Origin of the sequence: Mycolicibacterium gadium, from assembly GCF_010728925.1 — a bacterium.
GTDB lineage: Bacteria > Actinomycetota > Actinomycetes > Mycobacteriales > Mycobacteriaceae > Mycobacterium > Mycobacterium gadium.
Genome location: NZ_AP022608.1, coordinates 4,259,008 through 4,279,399, shown reverse-complemented (window position 1 = coordinate 4,279,399; position 20,392 = coordinate 4,259,008). Strand labels below are relative to the sequence as shown.

At 64.7% G+C, this 20,392-nt stretch carries 20 protein-coding genes and 2 tRNA genes; 12 read left to right on the top strand and 10 right to left on the bottom strand.

Features of this window, described 5'->3' with window-relative positions:
* Positions 1-34: 34 nt before the first annotated feature.
* The 7 genes from G6N36_RS21140 to rpmH form a co-directional block, all read right to left on the bottom strand.
* Complete coding sequence (locus G6N36_RS21140) at positions 35-1,024, bottom strand: ParA family protein (RefSeq protein ID WP_163688801.1); 990 nt, start codon at positions 1,022-1,024, stop codon at positions 35-37.
* On the bottom strand, positions 1,021-1,701 hold the full coding sequence (gene rsmG, locus G6N36_RS21135) for a 16S rRNA (guanine(527)-N(7))-methyltransferase RsmG (protein ID WP_163688800.1): 681 nt from the start codon (positions 1,699-1,701) through the stop codon (positions 1,021-1,023). Before rsmG ends, G6N36_RS21140 begins: the two co-directional genes overlap by 4 nt.
* A 70-nt stretch (positions 1,702-1,771) precedes the next feature.
* Positions 1,772-2,317 (bottom strand): Jag family protein, encoded by a 546-nt coding sequence (locus tag G6N36_RS21130; protein ID WP_163688799.1) that lies wholly within the window; start codon positions 2,315-2,317, stop codon positions 1,772-1,774.
* A 101-nt stretch (positions 2,318-2,418) separates the two neighbouring features.
* Positions 2,419-3,531, bottom strand: a complete 1,113-nt coding sequence (gene yidC, locus G6N36_RS21125; protein WP_163688798.1) for a membrane protein insertase YidC — start codon at positions 3,529-3,531, stop codon at positions 2,419-2,421.
* Positions 3,524-3,865, bottom strand: a complete 342-nt coding sequence (gene yidD, locus G6N36_RS21120; RefSeq protein WP_163688797.1) for a membrane protein insertion efficiency factor YidD — start codon at positions 3,863-3,865, stop codon at positions 3,524-3,526. The genes yidC and yidD overlap by 8 nt, the downstream gene beginning before the upstream one ends.
* Complete coding sequence (gene rnpA / locus G6N36_RS21115) at positions 3,862-4,218, bottom strand: ribonuclease P protein component (protein WP_163690792.1); 357 nt, start codon at positions 4,216-4,218, stop codon at positions 3,862-3,864. Before rnpA ends, yidD begins: the two co-directional genes overlap by 4 nt.
* Positions 4,219-4,250: 32 nt before the next feature.
* Complete coding sequence (rpmH, locus tag G6N36_RS21110; protein WP_083129102.1) at positions 4,251-4,394, bottom strand: 50S ribosomal protein L34; 144 nt, start codon at positions 4,392-4,394, stop codon at positions 4,251-4,253.
* A gap of 567 nt (positions 4,395-4,961) precedes the next feature.
* Here rpmH and dnaA point away from each other — a divergent pair.
* From dnaA to G6N36_RS21060, 10 genes are all read left to right on the top strand, one after another.
* Complete coding sequence (gene dnaA, locus G6N36_RS21105; RefSeq protein ID WP_163688796.1) at positions 4,962-6,458, top strand: chromosomal replication initiator protein DnaA; 1,497 nt, start codon at positions 4,962-4,964, stop codon at positions 6,456-6,458.
* Between the two features lie 563 nt (positions 6,459-7,021).
* A complete protein-coding gene (gene dnaN, locus G6N36_RS21100) occupies positions 7,022-8,215 on the top strand; it encodes a DNA polymerase III subunit beta (RefSeq protein ID WP_179964828.1) in 1,194 nt (397 codons plus the stop codon).
* 28 nt (positions 8,216-8,243) lie between these two features.
* Positions 8,244-9,137 carry a phosphogluconate dehydrogenase (NAD(+)-dependent, decarboxylating) gene (gene gnd, locus G6N36_RS21095; RefSeq protein ID WP_163688794.1) on the top strand — a complete coding sequence of 298 codons (894 nt, stop codon included), beginning with the start codon at positions 8,244-8,246 and terminating at the stop codon, positions 9,135-9,137.
* A complete protein-coding gene (gene recF, locus G6N36_RS21090; RefSeq protein ID WP_163688793.1) occupies positions 9,138-10,319 on the top strand; it encodes a DNA replication/repair protein RecF in 1,182 nt (393 codons plus the stop codon).
* Positions 10,316-10,864: a DUF721 family protein gene (locus G6N36_RS21085; protein ID WP_163688792.1), complete on the top strand. Its 549-nt coding sequence runs from the start codon at positions 10,316-10,318 to the stop codon at positions 10,862-10,864. The genes recF and G6N36_RS21085 overlap by 4 nt, the downstream gene beginning before the upstream one ends.
* 219 nt (positions 10,865-11,083) lie before the next feature.
* On the top strand, positions 11,084-13,111 hold the full coding sequence (gyrB, locus tag G6N36_RS21080) for a DNA topoisomerase (ATP-hydrolyzing) subunit B (protein WP_163688791.1): 2,028 nt from the start codon (positions 11,084-11,086) through the stop codon (positions 13,109-13,111).
* Between the two features lie 34 nt (positions 13,112-13,145).
* The gene (gene gyrA / locus G6N36_RS21075) at positions 13,146-16,148 is read left to right on the top strand and encodes an intein-containing DNA gyrase subunit A (protein WP_163688790.1); all 3,003 of its coding nucleotides are present in this window, start codon (positions 13,146-13,148) and stop codon (positions 16,146-16,148) included.
* 41 nt (positions 16,149-16,189) lie between these two features.
* Positions 16,190-17,212, top strand: a complete 1,023-nt coding sequence (locus G6N36_RS21070; RefSeq protein ID WP_163688789.1) for a DUF3566 domain-containing protein — start codon at positions 16,190-16,192, stop codon at positions 17,210-17,212.
* A gap of 77 nt (positions 17,213-17,289) precedes the next feature.
* Positions 17,290-17,363: transfer RNA gene (locus G6N36_RS21065), tRNA-Ile, on the top strand.
* Between the two features lie 142 nt (positions 17,364-17,505).
* Positions 17,506-17,578: transfer RNA gene (locus G6N36_RS21060), tRNA-Ala, on the top strand.
* A 33-nt stretch (positions 17,579-17,611) separates the two neighbouring features.
* On the opposite strand, the gene cwsA is transcribed toward G6N36_RS21060, so the two are convergent.
* Positions 17,612-18,043 carry a cell wall synthesis protein CwsA gene (gene cwsA, locus G6N36_RS21055; protein ID WP_163688788.1) on the bottom strand — a complete coding sequence of 144 codons (432 nt, stop codon included), beginning with the start codon at positions 18,041-18,043 and terminating at the stop codon, positions 17,612-17,614.
* Positions 18,044-18,150: 107 nt separating this feature from the next.
* Between cwsA and G6N36_RS21050 the strand changes: the two genes are divergently transcribed.
* The gene (locus G6N36_RS21050; protein ID WP_163688787.1) at positions 18,151-18,678 is read left to right on the top strand and encodes a peptidylprolyl isomerase; all 528 of its coding nucleotides are present in this window, start codon (positions 18,151-18,153) and stop codon (positions 18,676-18,678) included.
* A gap of 3 nt (positions 18,679-18,681) precedes the next feature.
* Here G6N36_RS21050 and G6N36_RS21045 read toward each other — a convergent pair whose 3' ends face one another.
* Entirely contained in the window at positions 18,682-19,098 is a 417-nt protein-coding gene (locus G6N36_RS21045) for a PH domain-containing protein (protein ID WP_163688786.1), read from the bottom strand.
* 155 nt (positions 19,099-19,253) lie between these two features.
* On the bottom strand, positions 19,254-19,517 hold the full coding sequence (gene crgA / locus G6N36_RS21040) for a cell division protein CrgA (protein ID WP_163688785.1): 264 nt from the start codon (positions 19,515-19,517) through the stop codon (positions 19,254-19,256).
* A gap of 82 nt (positions 19,518-19,599) precedes the next feature.
* Here crgA and G6N36_RS21035 point away from each other — a divergent pair, with 82 nt between their 5' ends.
* Positions 19,600-20,349, top strand: coding sequence for a DUF881 domain-containing protein (locus tag G6N36_RS21035; RefSeq protein ID WP_163688784.1), 750 nt, complete (start codon positions 19,600-19,602; stop codon positions 20,347-20,349).
* Positions 20,350-20,392: the final 43 nt, after the last annotated feature.

Genomic DNA, 20,392 nt, shown 5'->3' with positions numbered 1-20,392 from the left:
GTCGTCGTCCCCCCGCGCTACCGGGCGCAAGCGTTCATTGGCGTTCCGCGATCTCGCGGCTGGCATCCAAGTAGCTCATCGCACCTCGCGAGCCGGGGTCGTAGTCGAGGATCGTCATGCCGTATCCGGGTGCTTCCGACACCTTGACGCTGCGTGGGATCACGGTCCGCAGCACCTTGTCGCCGAAGTGGGCCCGCACATCGTCGGCTACCTGATCCGCCAGCCGCGTGCGGCCGTCGTACATCGTCAGGATCACCGTGGTGACGTTGAGTTCCGGATTGAGGTGGGCCTTGACCATCTCGATGTTTCGCAACAGCTGACCCACGCCCTCGAGCGCGTAGTACTCGCACTGAATAGGGATCAGCACCTCCGGCGCCGCGACGAGAGCGTTGATGGTGAGCAACCCCAACGACGGCGGGCAGTCGATGAAGACGTAGTCGAAGTCGTGGTTCTTGAGACTGGCGAGCGCACCGCGCAGCCGCCCTTCGCGCGCCACCATGCTCACCAACTCGATCTCGGCACCGGCCAGATCGATGGTGGCCGGCAAGCAGTAGAGCCGTTCGCTGTGCGGGCTACGCTGCAGGGCGGCCTCCAGCGGGATCTCCCCGATCAGTACTTCGTACGACGACGGTGTGCCCTCCCGGTGCTCCACCCCGAGGGCGGTGCTGGCATTGCCCTGAGGGTCGAGATCGATCACCAGAACTTGGAGCCCTTGCAGCGCGAGCGCGGCGGCGATGTTGACGGCCGTAGTCGTCTTCCCCACGCCGCCCTTCTGGTTGGCGATGGTGAAGACGCGTTGCCGTTGCGGACGCGGTAGTCCGCCCTTGGCGGCGGCGTGCAGCAGGCGAACGGCGCGTTCGGCTTCGGCCCCGATCGGCGTATCCACGGCGGGCGGGTCCGGCCACGGTTCGGCCTGTGCGGCGCCCTCCCATGTTTCACGTGAAACATGGGGTTGGTTCGTTTCACGTGAAACATCGCGGAACGGATCGGTCTCCGGCCGCGTCGACGCCGGGACGGAACTCATGCTCGGCTCCCTTCCCCCGACGTGTGGTCGGCCGGACTCCGCCGGCGCGCCACGACGACGGTCGCGGGAGGATCCAAGACGTCCGCGCAGCATTTCATCACCCTCACATCGATGGCTCCCAGAGACGCCAGCACACGCCGGTGTTCCCGGGCCTCCTCTTCGGCACGCTCTCCTTTGATGGCCAACATCTCGCCACCCGGACGCAGCAGCGGCATGCTCCACTTGGCGACCTTGTCCAGCGACGCCACCGCTCTGGAGGCCACCGCGTCCACTTCCCCCACCTCTTCCCGCACAGCCCGCTCCTCTGCCCTGCCGCGCACCACCGTCACGTCGATCTTGAGTTCGTCGATGACCTCGCGAAGGAAATCGCTGCGGCGCAGCAGGGGTTCGATCAGTGTCACCCGAAGATCGGGGCGAGCCAACGCCAACGGTATCCCGGGCAGGCCCGCGCCACTACCGATGTCGGCAACCCGGGCGTTCCGGGGTAACAACTCGGCGATCGCGGCGCTGTTGAGGAGGTGGCGGTCCCACAGGCGGTCGACTTCGCGGGGCCCGATCAATCCGCGTTCGACACCCGCGCCGGCCAGGACCGCGGCGTAGCGCCGTGCGCCGTCCAACCCGGGGCCGAACAAGATGTCGGCGGCTTGCGGCGCTACCGACACCTCGTCATGTTTCACGTGAAACATCCTCCGGATCATCGCGGGGCCGACCGTCCCATCGGGACGAACTACACAGATGTAACTCTTGTCAGTCGGCGAGAATGACGACGCGGCGCGACGGCTCAACGCCCTCGCTCTCGCTGTGCACACCCTCGACCGCGGCGACCGCATCGTGCACGATCTTGCGCTCGAACGGCGTCATCGGCGACAGCTCTTCGCGCTCGCCTGACTCCAGCACCCGCCGCGCGACCTTGTCGCCCAATGCCGCCAACTCGTCGCGGCGCCGCCGACGCCAGCGCGCGATGTCGAGCATCAGCCGGCTCCGTTCACCCGTCTTTTGATGCACCGCCAGCCGCGTCAACTCTTGCAGCGCGTCGAGCGCCTCGCCCTTGCGGCCGACGAGCTTGTTGAGATCGCTTCCGCCGTCGATGCTCACGATGGCGCGATCGCCCTCGACGTCCAGATCGATGTCGCCGTCGAAGTCCAGCAGATCCAACAACTCCTCGAGGTAGTCGCCGGCGATCTCGCCCTCGGCGACCAACCGCTCCTCGAGATCCTCCGAACCTGCGCGCTCTTCGACGACTTCGTCGCCGGCCAACTCCTCGCTGCGCTCGGTCGTATCAGCGTCGGTCATGTTTTGTGTCTCTCCCTCATCTACGGTCTGCACCGGTCGTCTTCGGGTTCGCCCGCAGCCACCCGACCACAGGAACCCCAGCGCTTCTCACCGTGGGCCGGTCAGCGCTTACGTTTCTTGGGCCGTGATCCTGGCCGCGGGGTCGAGCCCGGCCGCGGCGTTCGGCTGCCGGTGCCCGACGCGGTCTTACCCGGGCTCGTCCCGGTCGCCTTGCCGTCGGACGATCCGTTCTCCGCCGCCTTGCCGTCGATCTCCACACCGTCGGTCGTCGTGACCTCGGTCGGCTCAGTGGCCGCCTTGGACCGCTTCTTGGGCTTCGCTCCGGGCGGCGGTGCGTTCTGTGAGCGCCGTTCCTTGGCCTCGAGCTTCTTGGCTTCTTCCTCTTTCTCGATCATCCCGAACACGTAGTGCTGCTGACCGAACGTCCAGACGTTGTTGGCCAGCCAGTACATGATGATCGCCAGCGGCAGGAACGGACCGCCGACGGTGACGCCCAGCGGAAAGACGTACAGCGCCAGCTTGTTCATCATCGCCGTCTGTGGATTCGCCGCCGCCTCGGGACTTTGGCGGGCCACCGATGCGCGGCTGTTGAAGTACGTGGCGACGCCGGCCAGGATCATCATCGGCACCCCGATGGCGATAACGGCCGCGCGGTCGAACACGGTAAATGCTTCGAGGCCGTGGCTTTGAACCATGGACGCGCCGATCGGCGCACCGAACAAATGGGTGTTCAAGAAGTGCTGTACATCGATCGCGCTGAACACGTAGTTGCCCAGCTCGCGGTTTTCCTCCGGCGTCAGATTCAGGCGTCCGATACCGATCCCACCGGTGCGGTTGAACGACATGAGGACGTGGTACAGACCAATGAACACCGGGATCTGCGCCAACATCGGCAGGCAACCCAGTATCGGGTTGAATCCGTGTTCCTTCTGCAGCTTCTGCATCTCCAGGGCCATCCGCTGACGGTCCTTGCCGTACTTCTTCTGCAGCGCCTTGATCTGCGGCTGCAGTTCCTGCATCTGCCGCGTGGTCCGGATTTGCTTGACGAAAGGCTTGTAGAGGATCACCCGCAGGGTGAACACCAGGAACATCACCGACAGTCCCCAGGCGAAGAAATTCTCCGGGCCGAGGATGAAGGCGAATGCCTTGTACCAAACCCACATGATCGCCGACACCGGGTAGTAGATGATGTCGAGGCTGAACCAGTTAAACACGCGTCTCGCTCTCTGCTCGCGATGTCTGGGTTCCCCCCACATCGTCGGCTGCGTCCGGATCCATCCGGAGCTCGTCTGCGCCGTCGCACGAGTCATGCGCGTCGCCGCCACGTTCCGGTATCGGGTCCCATCCTCCCTTATGCCACGGCCCGCATTTCAGCAACCGCACCACCGCCAGCCATCCGCCCTTGACGACGCCGTACTCCGTGAGCGCGTCGACGGCGTACTGACTACAGGTGGGCAAGAAGCGGCAGGATGCCGGTCGCAGCGGAGACACCATGTGCCGATACAGCTGGATCACGTAGATGAGAGCCCGCGCAATCGATCGCATCATCGCGGCGCTCCGCTCTTCGGGAGCGCGCGACCCAGCGCGGTCCGCAATTCCTGTTCGAGTCGTGCCGAGACGGCCGACCGGCTGCCGGGTAGTGCCCGGATCACCACCCGGTCGGTCGGCTGAAGGTCGTCGATCACGGTGCGAGCCACGTGACGTAGCCGTCGAGCCACTCGGTGCCGTTCCACGGCGTTGCCCACCGATTTGGAGACGACGAGTCCGATGCGGGGCCCGTCATCGTCGCCGTCGTGGCGCATGGTGTGCACGACAAGGTCGGGCTGCACCGCCCGCACCCCTTGATTGACCGTGGCACCGAACTCGGACGACCGCGTCATCCGGTACCGCGCCGGAAGCACAGCGCTAGACCCCACCCGGAACCACTAGAGCGTCACGCAGTCAGCTTGCGGCGACCCTTGGAACGCCGGCCCGACACGATGGCCCGGCCTGCCCGGGTACGCATCCGCAGGCGGAATCCGTGCACACGTGCCCGGCGCCGGTTGTTCGGCTGAAAAGTCCGCTTGCCCTTGGCCACGGCTGTCTCTCCTCGTTTCCGTCGGCATCAACGCCCACACCGATACTCAGGTCATGCCGGTGGAACGCGGTTGCCCGTTGGTAAGCTCGTCCGTCTCGCTTTAGCCGGCGCGGTCCCCACAACATCTGGGTCGCAGCCGTGCCGCCACGTGCGGGCGACTGTTCGAGGGTACTGACGAGATTTCCCTAGGTCAAACCACCCTATCCCCCGCCATGACCGGTCCGAAAATCTTTACAAACGCCTCAGCCGTCACGGCGCCGCAGCGCCGCGAAAGTAACCCACACGCAATGTGGCAGAACGGTTGGCACCCGCGAAGAAAACTGTTAGCTTCTGCCAGTGTCGTTTCGATAACGAAGCGACGACAGACAACGAAGCGGGGATGCCCACCAAGTCGCGAGCCCACAGACCGCACCACTGCTGTGACGAGCCCCGGCCAGCGGCGTTCCAGCCCGTAGACAACAGAACGAAGACGACTATCCTGTTTCCACAACCTGTGGATAACCATGTGGACAGTTCGTCATCGTTCCTTTGGCCTTCCCTGAAACGGCCGCGAGGGGGTACGCGTCATTGACTGCTGACCCCGATCCCCCATTCGTGGCGGTATGGAACACCGTCGTTGCCGAGCTCAACGGCGACATCGAAGCGGTCGGAGTGGCGAACGGTGATGCGGGCCCGGTCCTGACCCCCCAGCAAAGGGCGTGGCTGAAGCTGGTCAAGCCGCTTGTCATCACCGAGGGATTTGCCCTCCTGTCGGTTCCGACACCTTTCGTTCAGAACGAGATCGAACGTCATCTCCGCGAGCCGATCATCACCGCGCTGAGCCGACAGCTCGGTCAACGAGTGGAACTCGGTGTCCGCATCGCCGCTCCGGAAAGCGACGATCCCGACGAGTCCCACAACGGCCTGGCCGCCGCGGTCGTCGACCTCGACGAGGACATCGACGAAGACGAAGAGGCACTGGCGAGCGCCGAGGAAAGCTGGCCCAGCTATTTCTCCAGCCGAGTGCAGAATTCCGCGGACGACGATGCCACCGCAGTCAACCTGAACCGCCGCTACACCTTCGACACCTTCGTCATCGGTGCCTCCAACCGGTTTGCTCACGCCGCCTCGCTTGCCATCGCCGAGGCACCGGCCCGCGCCTATAACCCGCTCTTCATCTGGGGTGAGTCCGGCCTCGGCAAGACCCATCTCCTGCACGCCGCGGGAAACTACGCCCAGCGGCTCTTCCCCGGGATGCGAGTCAAGTACGTCTCGACCGAGGAATTCACCAACGACTTCATCAACTCGTTGCGCGACGATCGCAAGGCTTCGTTCAAGCGCAGTTACCGCGACATAGACGTGCTGCTGGTGGATGACATCCAGTTCATCGAGGGCAAGGAAGGTATCCAGGAGGAGTTCTTCCACACCTTCAACACCCTGCACAACGCGAACAAGCAGATCGTCATCTCCTCGGACCGGCCGCCCAAACAGCTGGCCACCCTCGAAGACCGTCTGCGCACCCGCTTCGAGTGGGGGCTGATCACCGACGTACAGCCTCCTGAACTCGAAACCCGCATCGCGATTCTGCGCAAGAAGGCACAGATGGATCGCCTCGATGTTCCCGGTGATGTCCTCGAGCTGATCGCCAGCAGCATCGAACGCAATATCCGCGAGCTCGAGGGTGCGCTCATTCGGGTCACCGCGTTCGCGTCGCTGAACAAGACCACCATCGACAAGTCGCTGGCCGAGATCGTGTTGCGCGATCTGATCTCCGACGCGAGCACGATGCAGATCAGCACCGCCGCGATCATGGCTGCGACCGCCGAGTACTTCGAGACCACCGTCGAGGAACTCCGTGGTCCCGGTAAGACGCGTGCGCTCGCGCAGTCCCGACAGATCGCGATGTATTTGTGTCGCGAGCTCACCGACCTGTCTCTGCCGAAGATCGGCCAGGCGTTCGGACGTGACCACACGACCGTGATGTACGCCGAGAAGAAGATCCGCGGCGAGATGGCCGAACGGCGCGAGGTCTTCGATCACGTCAAAGAACTCACGACCCGGATTCGTCAACGCTCCAAGCGCTGAATCCGCCTCGACTCCCCCTCACGCGCCACCAACCCGGTTGATTCCGACGAATCACCCATGCGCGCCCAACATTTCTCCAAAAAACTTCCGCACCGTCGGCATCACTTGTCACAGGCCGACACTGTGCACACCGATGTGGACAACTTGGGATCAACCGTCGAATGACCGGCCGCTTGTTTCACAACCGCGGCCGTTTCCACAGCTGCCGAACATTCACCTGACAACGATCCACAGGTACCCCACAGCGGTCCACCGCCGGCACGCAGCACCGACGCCCGTTCATCCCCAACGTGCACAGGCCCTAATACTGTTGCTTGTATATCTACCTAGAAAGTTCTCAGAAGAAGCCTGCTGGGGAACACCTGAAATCCAGTTCTCCGAGCCGGTTCACCGAAGCCCATGTCGGCGCGATCGATTAGCTTTCAAGTTGGGGCCGAAAGCTCTACGGTGGTTCAGCGACAGCCGTTACGGTCGTCCCTACCCGTCGTTTCGAGGCGTGTTGAGACACCAGGAAATCGCTGCTTAGCGCTTGTTGTGTTTTTGATCGAAGGGACTGTATGGACGTGGCGACAACAACCGTTGGTGTCACCGATTTGAAGTTCCGTCTGGTGCGTGAAGACTTCGCCGACGCCGTGGCTTGGGTAGCCCGTAATCTGCCGAACCGGCCGACGGTCCCGGTCCTGGCGGGTGTGCTGCTCACCGGTTCTGAAGACGGTTTGACGATCTCGGGATTCGACTACGAGGTATCGGCAGAAGTACAGGTGGCGGCTGAAATCGCTTCGCCTGGAAGCGTTTTGGTGTCGGGGCGGCTGTTGTCTGACATCACCCGGGCGTTGCCGGCTAAGCCGGTGGATGTCAGCGTGGAGGGCACTCGGGTGTCATTGACCTGCGGAAGCGCGCGGTTCTCGCTGCCGACGATGGCGGTCGAGGATTACCCCACGCTGCCGACCCTGCCGGACGAGACCGGTGTCGTTTCGGCCGACCTGTTCGCCGAGGCGATCGGTCAGGTGGCTGTGGCGGCAGGACGTGACGACACCTTGCCGATGCTCACCGGCATTCGCGTCGAGATTTCGGGCGAGAACGTCATTTTGGCGGCGACCGACCGGTTCCGGCTCGCGGTTCGGGAGCTGACGTGGTCGACGGCATCGGCCGACATGGAGGCCGCGGTGTTGGTTCCGGCCAAAACGTTGGCCGAAGCGGCCAAGGCCGGGGCCGACGGCTCGGATGTGCACCTGTCGTTGGGTTCGGGTGCCGAGGTCGGCAAGGAAGGCTTGTTGGGTATCCGCAGCAACGGCAAGCGCAGCACCACGCGCCTGCTCGACGCGGAGTTCCCGAAGTTCCGTCAGCTGCTCCCGACGGAGCACACCGCGATCGCGACCATCGCTGTCGCCGAGCTCACCGAAGCCATCAAACGTGTGGCCCTGGTCGCCGATCGCGGTGCGCAGGTGCGGATGGAATTCGCCGACGACGTGCTGCGGTTGTCCGCCGGCGCCGACGACGTCGGGCGCGCGGAAGAGGATCTGCCCGTCACCTTCGCGGGTGAGCCATTGACCATCGCGTTCAACCCGACGTATCTCACCGACGGGTTGAGTTCGTTGCATTCCGAACGCGTGACATTTGGTTTCACGACACCCAGCCGCCCCGCAGTGTTGCGTCCGGCAGGTGAAGATGACGGCAGCGTCGGCGACACGGGGCCGTTCCCCGCGGCGCAGACCGATTATGTCTACCTTCTGATGCCGGTTCGGCTTCCTGGCTGACCGGCCCGACGCCACGACGGGGGCGCACATGCAATTGGGTCTGGTCGGCCTGGGCAAAATGGGCTTCAACATGCGCGAACGCCTGCGCGAGGGCGGGCACGTGGTCATCGGTTTCGATCCGCGTCCGGAGGTCACCGACGTGCCGACGTTGGCGGCGCTCGCGGAAGCCCTCGATGCGCCGCGTGTGGTCTGGGTGATGGTGCCGTCGGGGCACATCACCGACGAGACCATCGTGTCGCTCGCCGACGTGTTGAGCCCCGGCGATCTGGTGATCGACGGCGGCAACTCCCGCTACACCGAAGACGGACCGCATGCGAAGCTGTTGGACGACAAGGGAATTGCGTTCATCGACGCCGGCGTGTCCGGCGGCATCTGGGGTTTGACCGAGGGCTACGGCCTCATGGTGGGCGGCAGCAAGGAAGACGTCGAGCGGGCTATGCCGATCTTCGAGACTCTGCGTCCGCCCGGAGAACGGGCCGACGGATTCGTCCACGCCGGGCCCGTCGGTGCAGGTCACTACGCCAAGATGGTCCACAACGGCATCGAATACGGGCTGATGATGGCCTACGCCGAAGGCTACGAACTGTTGGCCGCCGAGGAGCTGATCGAAGACACCCAGGCGGTGATTCAGGCCTGGACCAACGGCACGGTGGTGCGGTCATGGCTGCAGCAGTTGCTGGCCAAGGCGCTGAAAGAAGATCCGAAATTCACGGATATCACCGGATACACCGAGGACTCCGGCGAAGGTCGCTGGACGGTGGAGGAAGCGATCAGCCACCGAGTGCCGATGCCGGTGATCGCGGCGTCGCTGTTCGCCAGGTTCGCTTCGCGGCAAGAGGACTCCCCCACCATGAAGGCAGTGTCGGCGCTGCGCAACCAGTTCGGCGGCCATGCCGTGCAGAGGATCAGCGAGTCTGGATAGTTGTACGTCAGAAACCTTGCGCTTACCGATTTCCGGTCCTGGGCACGGATCGAGATCGACCTCGATCCCGGCCGAACCGTCTTCGTGGGGTCCAACGGTTTTGGCAAAACGAATCTGATTGAGGCGCTGTGGTATTCGTCGACCCTGGGTTCACATCGGGTGGGTACCGACGCGCCGCTGATCCGGGCGGGCGCCCAACGCGCGGTGGTCTCGACGATCGTGGTGAACGATGGGCGCGAACTCGCAGTCGACCTGGAGATCAACCCTGGCCGCGCGAACAAGGCACGGCTGAACCGTTCCCCCGTCCGTAGCGCACGCGAAATTCTGGGTGCCCTGCGGGCGGTGTTGTTCGCTCCGGAGGACCTTGCGTTGGTGCGCGGCGATCCGGGAGAACGGCGGAGGTACCTCGACGAGCTGGCTACCACCCGGCGTCCCCGAGTCGCCGGGATCCGTGCCGATTACGACAAGGTGCTCAAACAGCGGACGGCGCTGTTGAAATCGGCGGCCGGGGCGAGGTACCGGGGAGATCGCAGCATGCTCGACACCCTGGACGTGTGGGACGGACACCTCGCCGCCCACGGTGCGCAACTCATCGCGGCGCGGGTCGATCTGGTGAACCAACTGGCGCCCGAGGTGGAGAAGGCCTATCAACTGTTGGCGCCCGCGTCGCGGCCGGCGGCCATCCGGTACCGCAGCGGCGTGGAGGTCATCCAAAGCGAAGCCGACGCCGGAACCGGAGGCGCCGAATTGTTCGAGGCCGCCCTGCTCGACGAGCTGGCCCGGCGCCGCGACGCCGAACTGGAACGCGGCGTTTGCCTCGTGGGTCCGCACCGCGACGATCTGGAGTTGCGCCTCGGTGACCAACTCGCGAAAGGCTTTGCAAGCCATGGCGAATCGTGGTCAATGGCGTTGGCGCTGCGGCTGGCGGCGTACGAACTGTTGCGTGCGGAAGGCAGCGACCCGGTCTTGCTCCTCGATGACGTCTTCGCCGAACTCGACACCGCGCGCAGGCAGGCGCTCGCCAACGTCGCGGCTTCCGCGGAACAGGTGTTGGTCACCGCGGCCGTCCACGAGGACATCCCGCAGGACTGGGATGCGACCAGGATCGAAATCGTCATGACCGACGACGACGCCGGCCGGATTTCAGAAGTACGTGACAGAACTGGTGGGGACGGGAAATGACCGACGGCGTGGAACCGCCTGCGCACCTGGCACATCTAAAAGGTATGGATCTGGTCAGGCGGACCCTGGAGGAAGCTCGCGGCGCCGCCCGCAGTCAAGGGAAAGATGTCGGCCGCGGCCGCAGCACGCAGCCGCGCAAGAAGGTCGCGGGCACCAGTCGGAGACGGTGGTCGGGCCCTGGCCCGGATTCTCGCGACCCGCAGTTGCTCGGATCCCTCACGCGTGACCTCGCCCGCAACCGCGGTTGGTCGGATCGGGTGGCCGAAGGTGCGGTGTTCGGTCGTTGGTCGGCGGTCGTCGGTGAGCAGATCGCGGCCCACGCGACGCCAACGTCTCTACAGGAGGGTGTGCTCACGGTTTCGGCGGAGTCGACGGCATGGGCCACCCAGCTGAGAATGGTGCAGGCGCAACTTCTCGCGAAGATCGCGGCAGCGGTCGGCGACGGCGTGGTGAAATCGATGAAAATCGTCGGTCCGGTCGCTCCCTCCTGGCGCAAGGGGCGATATCACATCGCCGGCCGTGGACCCCGCGACACGTACGGATAGAAGCGAGATTTCTGTTGCCTGAGAGCCGCCAGAACACAGAAAGCGACGTTCTCAAGCGTCATGAGGCACCTCGGCGCGAGAAATTCAGCAGACGGCGCAAATAGGTATGTGAAAACGCCGCCTCAGAGTCGGTCCCGACGGTAGTTGACGGTAGACTGATCGAGGATCCGCGAGAGTCGTCATCTCTCGCTATGCAAACCCCAAGGAGACGCGTCCAACGTGGCTGCCCAGAAGAAGAGTGCACCGAAAGAATACGGTGCCGATTCGATCAAGGTTCTCGAAGGCTTGGAGGCGGTCCGCAAACGCCCCGGCATGTACATCGGTTCCACGGGTGAGCGCGGTTTGCACCACCTGGTCTGGGAGGTGGTGGACAACGCCGTCGACGAGGCGATGGCCGGCTTCGCGACCAAGGTCGATGTGCGGCTCCTCGAGAACGGCGGTGTTCAGGTCACCGACGACGGTCGAGGCATCCCCGTCGCCATGCACTCGACGGGCATCCCCACCGTCGACGTCGTCATGACGGTTCTGCACGCGGGCGGAAAGTTCGAAGAGGGCGCCTACCAGGTCTCGGGCGGTCTGCACGGGGTGGGCGTCTCGGTGGTGAACGCGCTGTCCACCCGGCTCGAGGCCGACATCTCGAAGGACGGCTACGAGTGGTCCCAGACCTACGACCGTTCGGTTCCGGGCAGCCTCAAGCAGGGTGAGAAGACGAAGAAAACGGGTACGACCATCCGGTTCTGGGCCGACCCCGACATTTTCGAAACCACCAGCTATGACTTCGAGACGATCGCGCGGCGGCTGCAGGAAATGGCATTCCTGAATAAGGGACTGACCATCGAGTTGACCGATGAGCGGGTGACGGCCGAGGAGGTCGTCGACGAGGTCGTCAGCGACCAGGCCGAAGCGCCGAAGTCGGCGGAGGAAAAGGCCGCCGAGGCCGCCGCTCCCCACAAGGTCAAGCACCGCACCTTCCACTACCCCGGCGGTCTGGTCGATTTCGTCAAGCACATCAACCGGACGAAGTCCCCGATCCAGCAGAGCGTGATCGACTTCGAGGGCAAGGGTGTCGGCCACGAGGTCGAAATCGCGATGCAGTGGAACGCCGGCTACTCCGAGTCGGTTCACACCTTCGCCAACACCATCAACACCCACGAGGGCGGCACCCACGAAGAGGGTTTCCGTGCCGCGCTGACCTCCGTGGTCAACAAGTACGCCAAAGACAAGAAGCTGCTCAAGGACAAGGACCCCAACCTGACCGGCGATGACATCCGCGAAGGTCTCGCGGCGGTCATTTCGGTGAAGGTCGGCCAGCCGCAGTTCGAGGGTCAGACGAAGACCAAGCTCGGCAACACCGAAGTGAAGTCGTTCGTACAGAAAATCTGCAATGAGGAACTGCAGCATTGGTTCGACGCCAACCCGGCCGAAGCGAAAACCGTCGTGAACAAGGCGGTCTCATCGGCACAGGCACGGATTGCCGCGCGTAAAGCGCGTGAGTTGGTTCGCCGCAAGAGCGCCACCGACATCGGCGGGCTGCCGGGCAAGCTGGCCGACTGCCGGTCCACCGACCCAAAGAAGTCGGAACTGTATGTGGTGGAGGGTGATTCGGCTGGCGGTTCGGCCAAGAGCGGCCGCGACTCGATGTTCCAGGCGATCCTTCCGTTGCGCGGCAAGATCATCAACGTCGAGAAGGCGCGCATCGACCGCGTGCTGAAGAACACCGAAGTCCAGGCCATCATCACCGCGCTGGGCACCGGTATCCACGACGAGTTCGACATCGCCAAACTGCGGTATCACAAGATCGTGTTGATGGCCGACGCCGATGTCGACGGCCAGCACATCTCCACGTTGCTGCTGACGCTGCTGTTCCGGTTCATGAAGCCGCTGGTCGAAAACGGCCACATCTTCCTGGCGCAGCCCCCGCTGTACAAGCTGAAATGGCAACGCAGCGAGCCCGAATTCGCGTACTCCGACCGTGAGCGCGACGGACTGCTCGACGCCGGCAAGAAGGCGGGCAAGAAGATCAACGTCGATGACGGTATCCAGCGTTACAAGGGTCTGGGCGAGATGGACGCCAAGGAGCTGTGGGAAACCACCATGGATCCGTCGGTGCGGGTGCTGCGTCAGGTGACGCTGGACGACGCGGCCGCCGCCGACGAACTGTTCTCGATTCTGATGGGCGAAGACGTCGAAGCCCGCCGCAGCTTCATCACGCGCAACGCCAAAGACGTCCGCTTCCTTGATGTTTAGCGAAGTCAAAACCACGGTTTAGGGCTGAAAACACATGACTGATACCACCTTGCCACCAAGCGGCGGAGCAGGCGACCGCATCGAGCCGGTTGACATCCAGCACGAGATGCAGCGCAGCTACATCGACTACGCCATGAGCGTCATCGTCGGGCGTGCGCTGCCCGAGGTGCGCGACGGCCTCAAGCCGGTGCACCGCCGCGTGCTGTACGCCATGTTCGACTCCGGCTTCCGGCCGGACCGCGGCCACGCGAAATCCGCACGCTCCGTTGCTGAGACGATGGGCAACTATCATCCGCACGGCGACTCGTCGATCTACGACACCCTGGTCCGGATGGCCCAGCCGTGGTCGCTGCGTTACCCGCTGGTGGACGGTCAGGGCAACTTCGGCTCGCCGGGCAACGACCCACCGGCCGCGATGCGCTACTGCGTCACCGGCGATGCTCTGGTGCGATTGCCCGAGGGACGGTCAGTTCGCATTGACGAGATCGTGCCCGGCGCAAAGGCGAACTCGGACAGTGTCATTGACCTGAAGGTCCTCGGACGCTACGGCGAAACGGTAATCGCGGATCGGCTCTTCCACTCGGGTGAACACCAGACGTTCACCGTTGCCACCGTCGACGGCGACACCGTCACCGGCACCGCCAACCACCCACTGCTCTGCTTGGTGTTGGTAGCGGGCTCACCAGAACTGACGTGGAAGCTAGTCGAGGACATTCACCCTGGTGATCGGGTCGCCATGCTTCCCGGCTGTGAATCTGCCGACGCAAAACAGGCGAAATCTGTCGCTGAATTCACACTAGGCGATTACCGGTATGCGCGAGTCGCCTCGGTGACGGACGCGGGTGTGCAGCCGGTTTACAGCCTGCGAATAGACACGGATGACCACGCCTTCATCACCAACGGCTTTGTCAGTCACAACACCGAGGCGCGCCTGACGCCGCTGGCGATGGAGATGCTCCGCGAAATCGACGAGGAGACAGTCGATTTCGTCCCGAACTACGACGGCCGTGTACAGGAACCGACGGTTCTGCCGAGCCGTTTCCCCAACCTGCTGGCCAACGGCTCGGGCGGCATCGCGGTCGGCATGGCCACCAACATGCCGCCGCACAACCTGCGCGAGCTGGGCGATGCCGTGTTCTGGTGCCTGGAGAACTTCGAAGCCGACGAAGAAGCCACCCTCGAGGCGGTATGTGAACGCGTCAAGGGTCCCGACTTCCCCACCTACGGCCTCATCGTCGGATCGCAGGGCATCTCCGACACGTACCGGACCGGTCGGGGGTCGGTTCGCATGCGCGGAGTCTGCGAGATCGAAGAAGACAGCAGGGGCCGCACCGGGATCGTCATCACCGAGCTGCCGTATCAGGTCAACCACGACAACTTCATCACCTCGATCGCCGAACAGGTGCGCGACGGCAAGCTCGCCGGCATCTCGAACATCGAGGATCAGTCCAGCGACCGCGTCGGACTGCGAATTGTGGTGGAGCTCAAGCGAGATGCTGTCGCGAAGGTGGTCCTGAACAACCTCTACAAGCACACCCAGCTGCAGACCAGCTTTGGTGCCAACATGCTGTCCATCGTCGACGGCGTGCCGCGCACACTGCGGCTCGATCAGTTGATCCGGCACTACGTCAACCACCAACTCGACGTCATCGTGCGGCGCACCACCTACCGGCTGCGCAAGGCCAACGAGCGGGCCCACATCTTGCGCGGCCTGGTCAAGGCCCTCGATGCGCTCGACGAGGTCATTGCGTTGATCCGGGCGTCGGAGACCGTGGACGTCGCCCGGCAGGGCTTGATCGAGTTGCTCGACATCGACGAGATCCAGGCCCAGGCCATCCTCGATATGCAGCTGCGTCGGCTTGCCGCCCTCGAGCGCCAGCGCATCGTCGACGATCTGGCGAAGATCGAGGCCGAGATCGCCGACCTCGAGGACATCCTGGCCAAGCCGGAACGGCAGCGCGCCATCGTGCGCGACGAGCTCAAGGAGCTCGTCGAGAAGTACGGCGACGATCGCCGGACGAGAATCATCGCCGCGGACGGCGACGTCGCCGACGAGGACCTGATCGCGCGCGAAGAGGTCGTCGTCACGATCACCGAAACCGGCTATGCCAAGCGGACCAAGTCCGACCTCTACCGCAGCCAGAAGCGCGGCGGCAAGGGTGTGCAGGGCGCGGGGCTGAAGCAGGACGACATCGTCAACCACTTCTTCGTCTGCTCCACACACGACTGGATCCTGTTCTTCACCACACAGGGCCGGGTCTATCGCGCGAAGGCGTACGACCTGCCCGAGGCGTCGCGTACGGCGCGGGGCCAGCACGTCGCCAACCTGCTGGCATTCCAGCCGGAGGAGCGCATCGCGCAGGTCATCCAGATCAAGACGTACGAGGATGCGCCGTATCTGGTGCTGGCCACGCGCAACGGTTTGGTGAAGAAGTCCAAGCTCACCGACTTTGACTCCAACCGCACCGGCGGCATCGTCGCGGTCAACCTGCGTGACGGTGACGAGTTGGTCGGCGCGGTGCTGTGCTCGGCGGAAGAGGACCTGCTGCTGGTCTCCGCCAAGGGGCAGTCGATCCGCTTCTCAGCAACCGACGAGGCACTGCGTCCGATGGGCCGCGCCACCTCCGGTGTGCAGGGCATGCGGTTCAACACCGACGACGAGCTGCTGTCGCTGAACGTCGTGCGCGACGACACGTATCTGCTGGTCGCGACCGCCGGCGGATACGCCAAGCGCACCGCCATCGAGGAGTACCCGGTCCAGGGCCGCGGTGGCAAAGGGGTGTTGACGATTCAGTTCGACAAGCGACGTGGCAGTCTGGTCGGAGCGTTGATCGTCGATGACGACACAGAGTTGTACGCCATCACTTCGGGCGGGGGTGTCATCCGGACGGCGGCTCGCCAGGTGCGCAAGGCCGGGCGGCAGACCAAGGGCGTTCGGTTGATGAACCTGGGTGAGGGCACGACACTGATAGCCATCGCGCGCAACGCGGAGGAAGGCGACAGTACCGACGAGGTCAACACCGACGTCGGTGAGTAGCTCATCAGGCGTGACCTGTAGTGGCCAGTTAGGAGCCGTAGGTGACTTCACCGAACGAGCCCGGGTATCCCCGCGCGACTGACGGGGGTGGGAACGGCTCCGGCACGGGTCCCGACGGCGGCTCGGTGAGCGGACCGCCGCGGGGTCCGGTGACCAGCGGATCCGGACCGGAACGTAACTCCGACGCGACGGACGTCCCGCCCTGGCAGCGCGGACGGTCGGCCGGCCCGACGAACCGCGGTCCCGATACCCCGGGACGGCCGGATTCGCCGGCCCGTCCCGAGGCACCGCGTCGGGGCAATGGCGGCGCGACGGGCCAGACCGCCGGGATCGACGCGCGGCTGAACCGGTTCCTGGCCGGCGGCTCGTCGACAGCGCCCCAGGAGGCCGACGCGTCGGGCTGGGCAGACCCACCCGAGCCGACCTCGCGACCCGAGCCGACCTCGCGACCCGAGCCGACGCCCCGGCCGGAACCTGCGCCCCGGCCGGAATCGGCGTCACGGCCGGAACCTCCGCGCCCTGAGCAGCCGCGTCCCGAGCAGTACGCCAGTGAGATTCCCGATCTGTCGGGCGCGGCGCCGCGGTCGGGACCGCGCAAGCCGGGCAGTCCGGAACGTGCCGAGCGGCCGGGGCAGGAGCCGGCGGGCCGTCCCGCTCGCCCGGGCGGGCGGCTTCAGGCGGCGGCCAGTCGCCATCAGGGGCCGGTGCGCGCCAGCATGCAGATCCGCCGGGTGGACCCCTGGAGTGTGCTGAAGGTCTCCGCGGTGTTATCGGTCGCGTTGTTCTTCGTGTGGATGATCGCGGTCGCGTTCCTGTACCTGGTACTCGGCGGCATGGGTGTGTGGAGCAAGCTGAACAGCAACGTCGGCGACCTGCTGACCAGTGCGAGCGGTAGCTCCGGCGGCGAGCTCGTCTCCAGCGGAACGATATTCGGCGGCGCGGCATTGATCGGGTTGGTCAACATCGTGCTGCTGACGGCGATGGCGACCATCGGTGCGTTCATCTACAACCTGACCACCGACATCGTCGGCGGTGTGGAAGTCACGCTCGCCGACAGGGACTGAACGGCTCACAGCGTTCGCGGTTTGGGCGGGAGCTTACGATTGCGGTAGTCTCGTCGCTCGGCCGTACCGGCACAAACGGGGCTATAGCTCAGGCGGTTAGAGCGCTTCGCTGATAACGAAGAGGTCGGAGGTTCGAGTCCTCCTAGCCCCACGGAAAGGTTCACACCATGAGGGTTGTGGTGCTGCTCGCCACGGCGGTCGCCGCCGTTGTCGCCATGGCGATCTGGCGGTCACGGTACGGCGTGGAGGTGTGGCACGCGGCGGCCGACGTGCCGGCCTGAAGTTTTTCCCGAGGGGCCTTAGCTCAGTTGGTAGAGCGCTGCCTTTGCAAGGCAGATGTCAGGAGTTCGAATCTCCTAGGCTCCACTCAGATGCCCGATACTCCACGCGCACAACCGGTTAAGGCCTGGGCGTGACTGGGACACTTGGCTGCAGCGTCGGCGGCTCCTCCGTTGGTGGACGCCGCAGGATCGAGAACGCCACCGCTCCCCCGGCCAGCACCCCCACCCCGAGCACGGCCAACAGCAGGGGGCGCCGACGACGACGGCCGCGCGCCTTTTGCAGTGCCTCCGGCAGGTTGGCCACCACCTCCTGGGCGGCGGCGAGTTCGGACGCGATGGTGTCTTGCGCGGCCGCCAGCTCCTGGCGGAGCTGATCCTTGAGCCGGCCGCGACGATAGAGGTCGCCGATCCACGCGGCCGAGTGCTGTGCCCCGTCTACGCCGAGACCCAACGCTCCCCTGGTGACGTCGACCGGACCCACTGCCGAATATCTGAGCCCGCGGGACAACCGCTGCCCGGGGGTCAGGCGGATCTCGGTCTTCGCGCGCATAGTGCACCTCTCTGGCGGCCTGAACGGGAGTCGCTACCAGACTGCCACGCAGCGCTACCCAGCGGTGCCCGTTGAGCGTTCATGGCGGCGTGGCACACTGGCATCCCGTGACGAGCCCCATACAGACAGCGACCGCGACGCTGCACACCAACCGTGGTGACATCAAAATCGCGCTGTTCGGAAATCACGCGCCCAAGACCGTCGCCAACTTCGTGGGACTGGCGCAGGGCACCAAGGACTACAGCACCGGTAACGCCTCAGGCGGATCGTCGGGTCCGTTTTACGACGGCATGGTCTTCCACCGGGTCATCGACGGGTTCATGATCCAGGGCGGCGATCCGGAGGGCAGCGGCCGCGGCGGCCCGGGTTACGAGTTCGCCGACGAGTTTCACCCCGAGTTGCAGTTCGACAAGCCGTACTTGCTCGCCATGGCGAACCGGGGTCCGGGAACCAACGGCTCGCAGTTCTTCATCACGGTCGGCAAGACGCCGCACCTGAACCGCAAGCACACCATCTTTGGTGAGGTCGTGGATCCGGAGTCGCAGAAGGTGGTCGACGCGATCGCGACGACAGCCACGGATCAGCGCGACCGACCGACCGATCCTGTGGTCGTCGAGTCGATCACCATCGCCTGAGCTTCAGGAGCCGGCGAAGCCGGCGGCGGTCAGCGCGTCGAGCACGTGCAGCGGGTCTGTGCCCAGATCCCACCGGGTGAACACGAGTAGCCGGTCGTCGACCGTGTCGATCTCCAGCAGCCGAGTTTTACGCCCGATGCGGCGGAACTCCGTGATCCGGATGAGCTTGATATCGGCCTGCCGCAGCTCGGTTTCACCCATCAGACCGCGGGTAACGAGGGCGTCATTTTTGATTGCCAGCTTGGGCCGCGCCCGCCACGACAAGCTTGCAAACACAATCAACCCGACCGCGGCAATGCCAACTAGGACACGTCCCGGAGGGTCTGTGATCAGCGTCACAGCGCCCACAGCCAAGATAAGGCCGCCTACGCCAAGGGCCGCGATGCCGAGCGTGGGCGGACTCCACTCAGTTTGCTGCACGGCGCACTCACACCCTTTTACCGTGGCTAATGAAGTTATCCACAAGTGCTATCCCCAATGGGGATGAATAACAACCGTGTGATCTGGTGGCCGGAAGGTTGCTAAACGGGTAACGCGCGGACGCGTGGATGAATTCATACCGCTCGTTGTATTGCTCAGCGCCAGCGCATTGTGAGCAACAGCCCACTGATCATGAAGGCAAACGCGATCGCGTAGTTCCACGGGCCGAGGTCCGCCAGGAAGGGGATCGCGGAGGACGCCAGCTGGAACACCAGCAGCCACGCCAGCCCGATCAGCATCAGGCCGACGAAAAACACGACGAACCAGGTGCTCGACGGTCCGGCCTTGACCTTGACCGGGGTCCGGCTCACCGGGCTGATCGTGAAGTCGTTCTTCTTGCGAACCTTGGACTTGGGCATGCGTACCTTCGGGACAGATGGCGTCACACGGTGCGACGATGTACCTAGCCTATCGCAGGCACCACCTCCAGGAGACACGCCAATGGCGCCCAGGTCGAAGTCCGTATGGCGGTTCGGCGTGCCCGTGGTCTGCCTGTTGGCCGGGCTTCTGCTGGCGACGACGCACAATGTGTCCGACGGCGGCGAGATCAGACGCAGCGACGCGCCCCGGTTGGTCGACCTGGTGCGCGAAGCCCAACAGTCGGTGGATCGGCTGACCGTAGAACGCGACTCGCTGGCTAACACCCTGGACAGCCATCACGGCGGCTCGCCGGGGGCAGACGCAGCATTGGCCGCCATCACCAAGCGGTCTGCCCAGCTGGCCGTCGAGGCCGGCCTGGAACCGATGCGCGGACCCGGCCTGGTGGTAACGCTGAACGACGCGCAGCGCGACGCTGAGGGGCGGTTTCCCCGCGACGCATCCCCCGACGACCTCGTCGTGCACCAACAGGACATCGACGCCGTGCTCAATGCGCTGTGGAGCGCAGGGGCCGAGGGCATCCAGATGCAGGACCAGCGGATCATCGGCACCTCGGCGCCGCGCTGTGTGGGCAACACGCTGCTCCTCAACGGACGGACCTACAGCCCGCCGTACGTCATCACCGCGATCGGCGACGCGGAAGTCATGCAGGCCGCGCTGGCGGGCGCACCGTTGGTCACGCTGTACCGGCAGTACGTGGTCCGGTTTGGGCTCGGCTATACCGAGGAGCCCCGGACGCAGGTCGAGCTGGTGGGTTACCGCGAGCCGCTGCGGATGAAGTTCGCCAGGCCCGCGGGACCCGTCGGCTACTGAGCGATTTGTGCACGAAAAGCGGCGTTCACCGCCGGTAATCGTG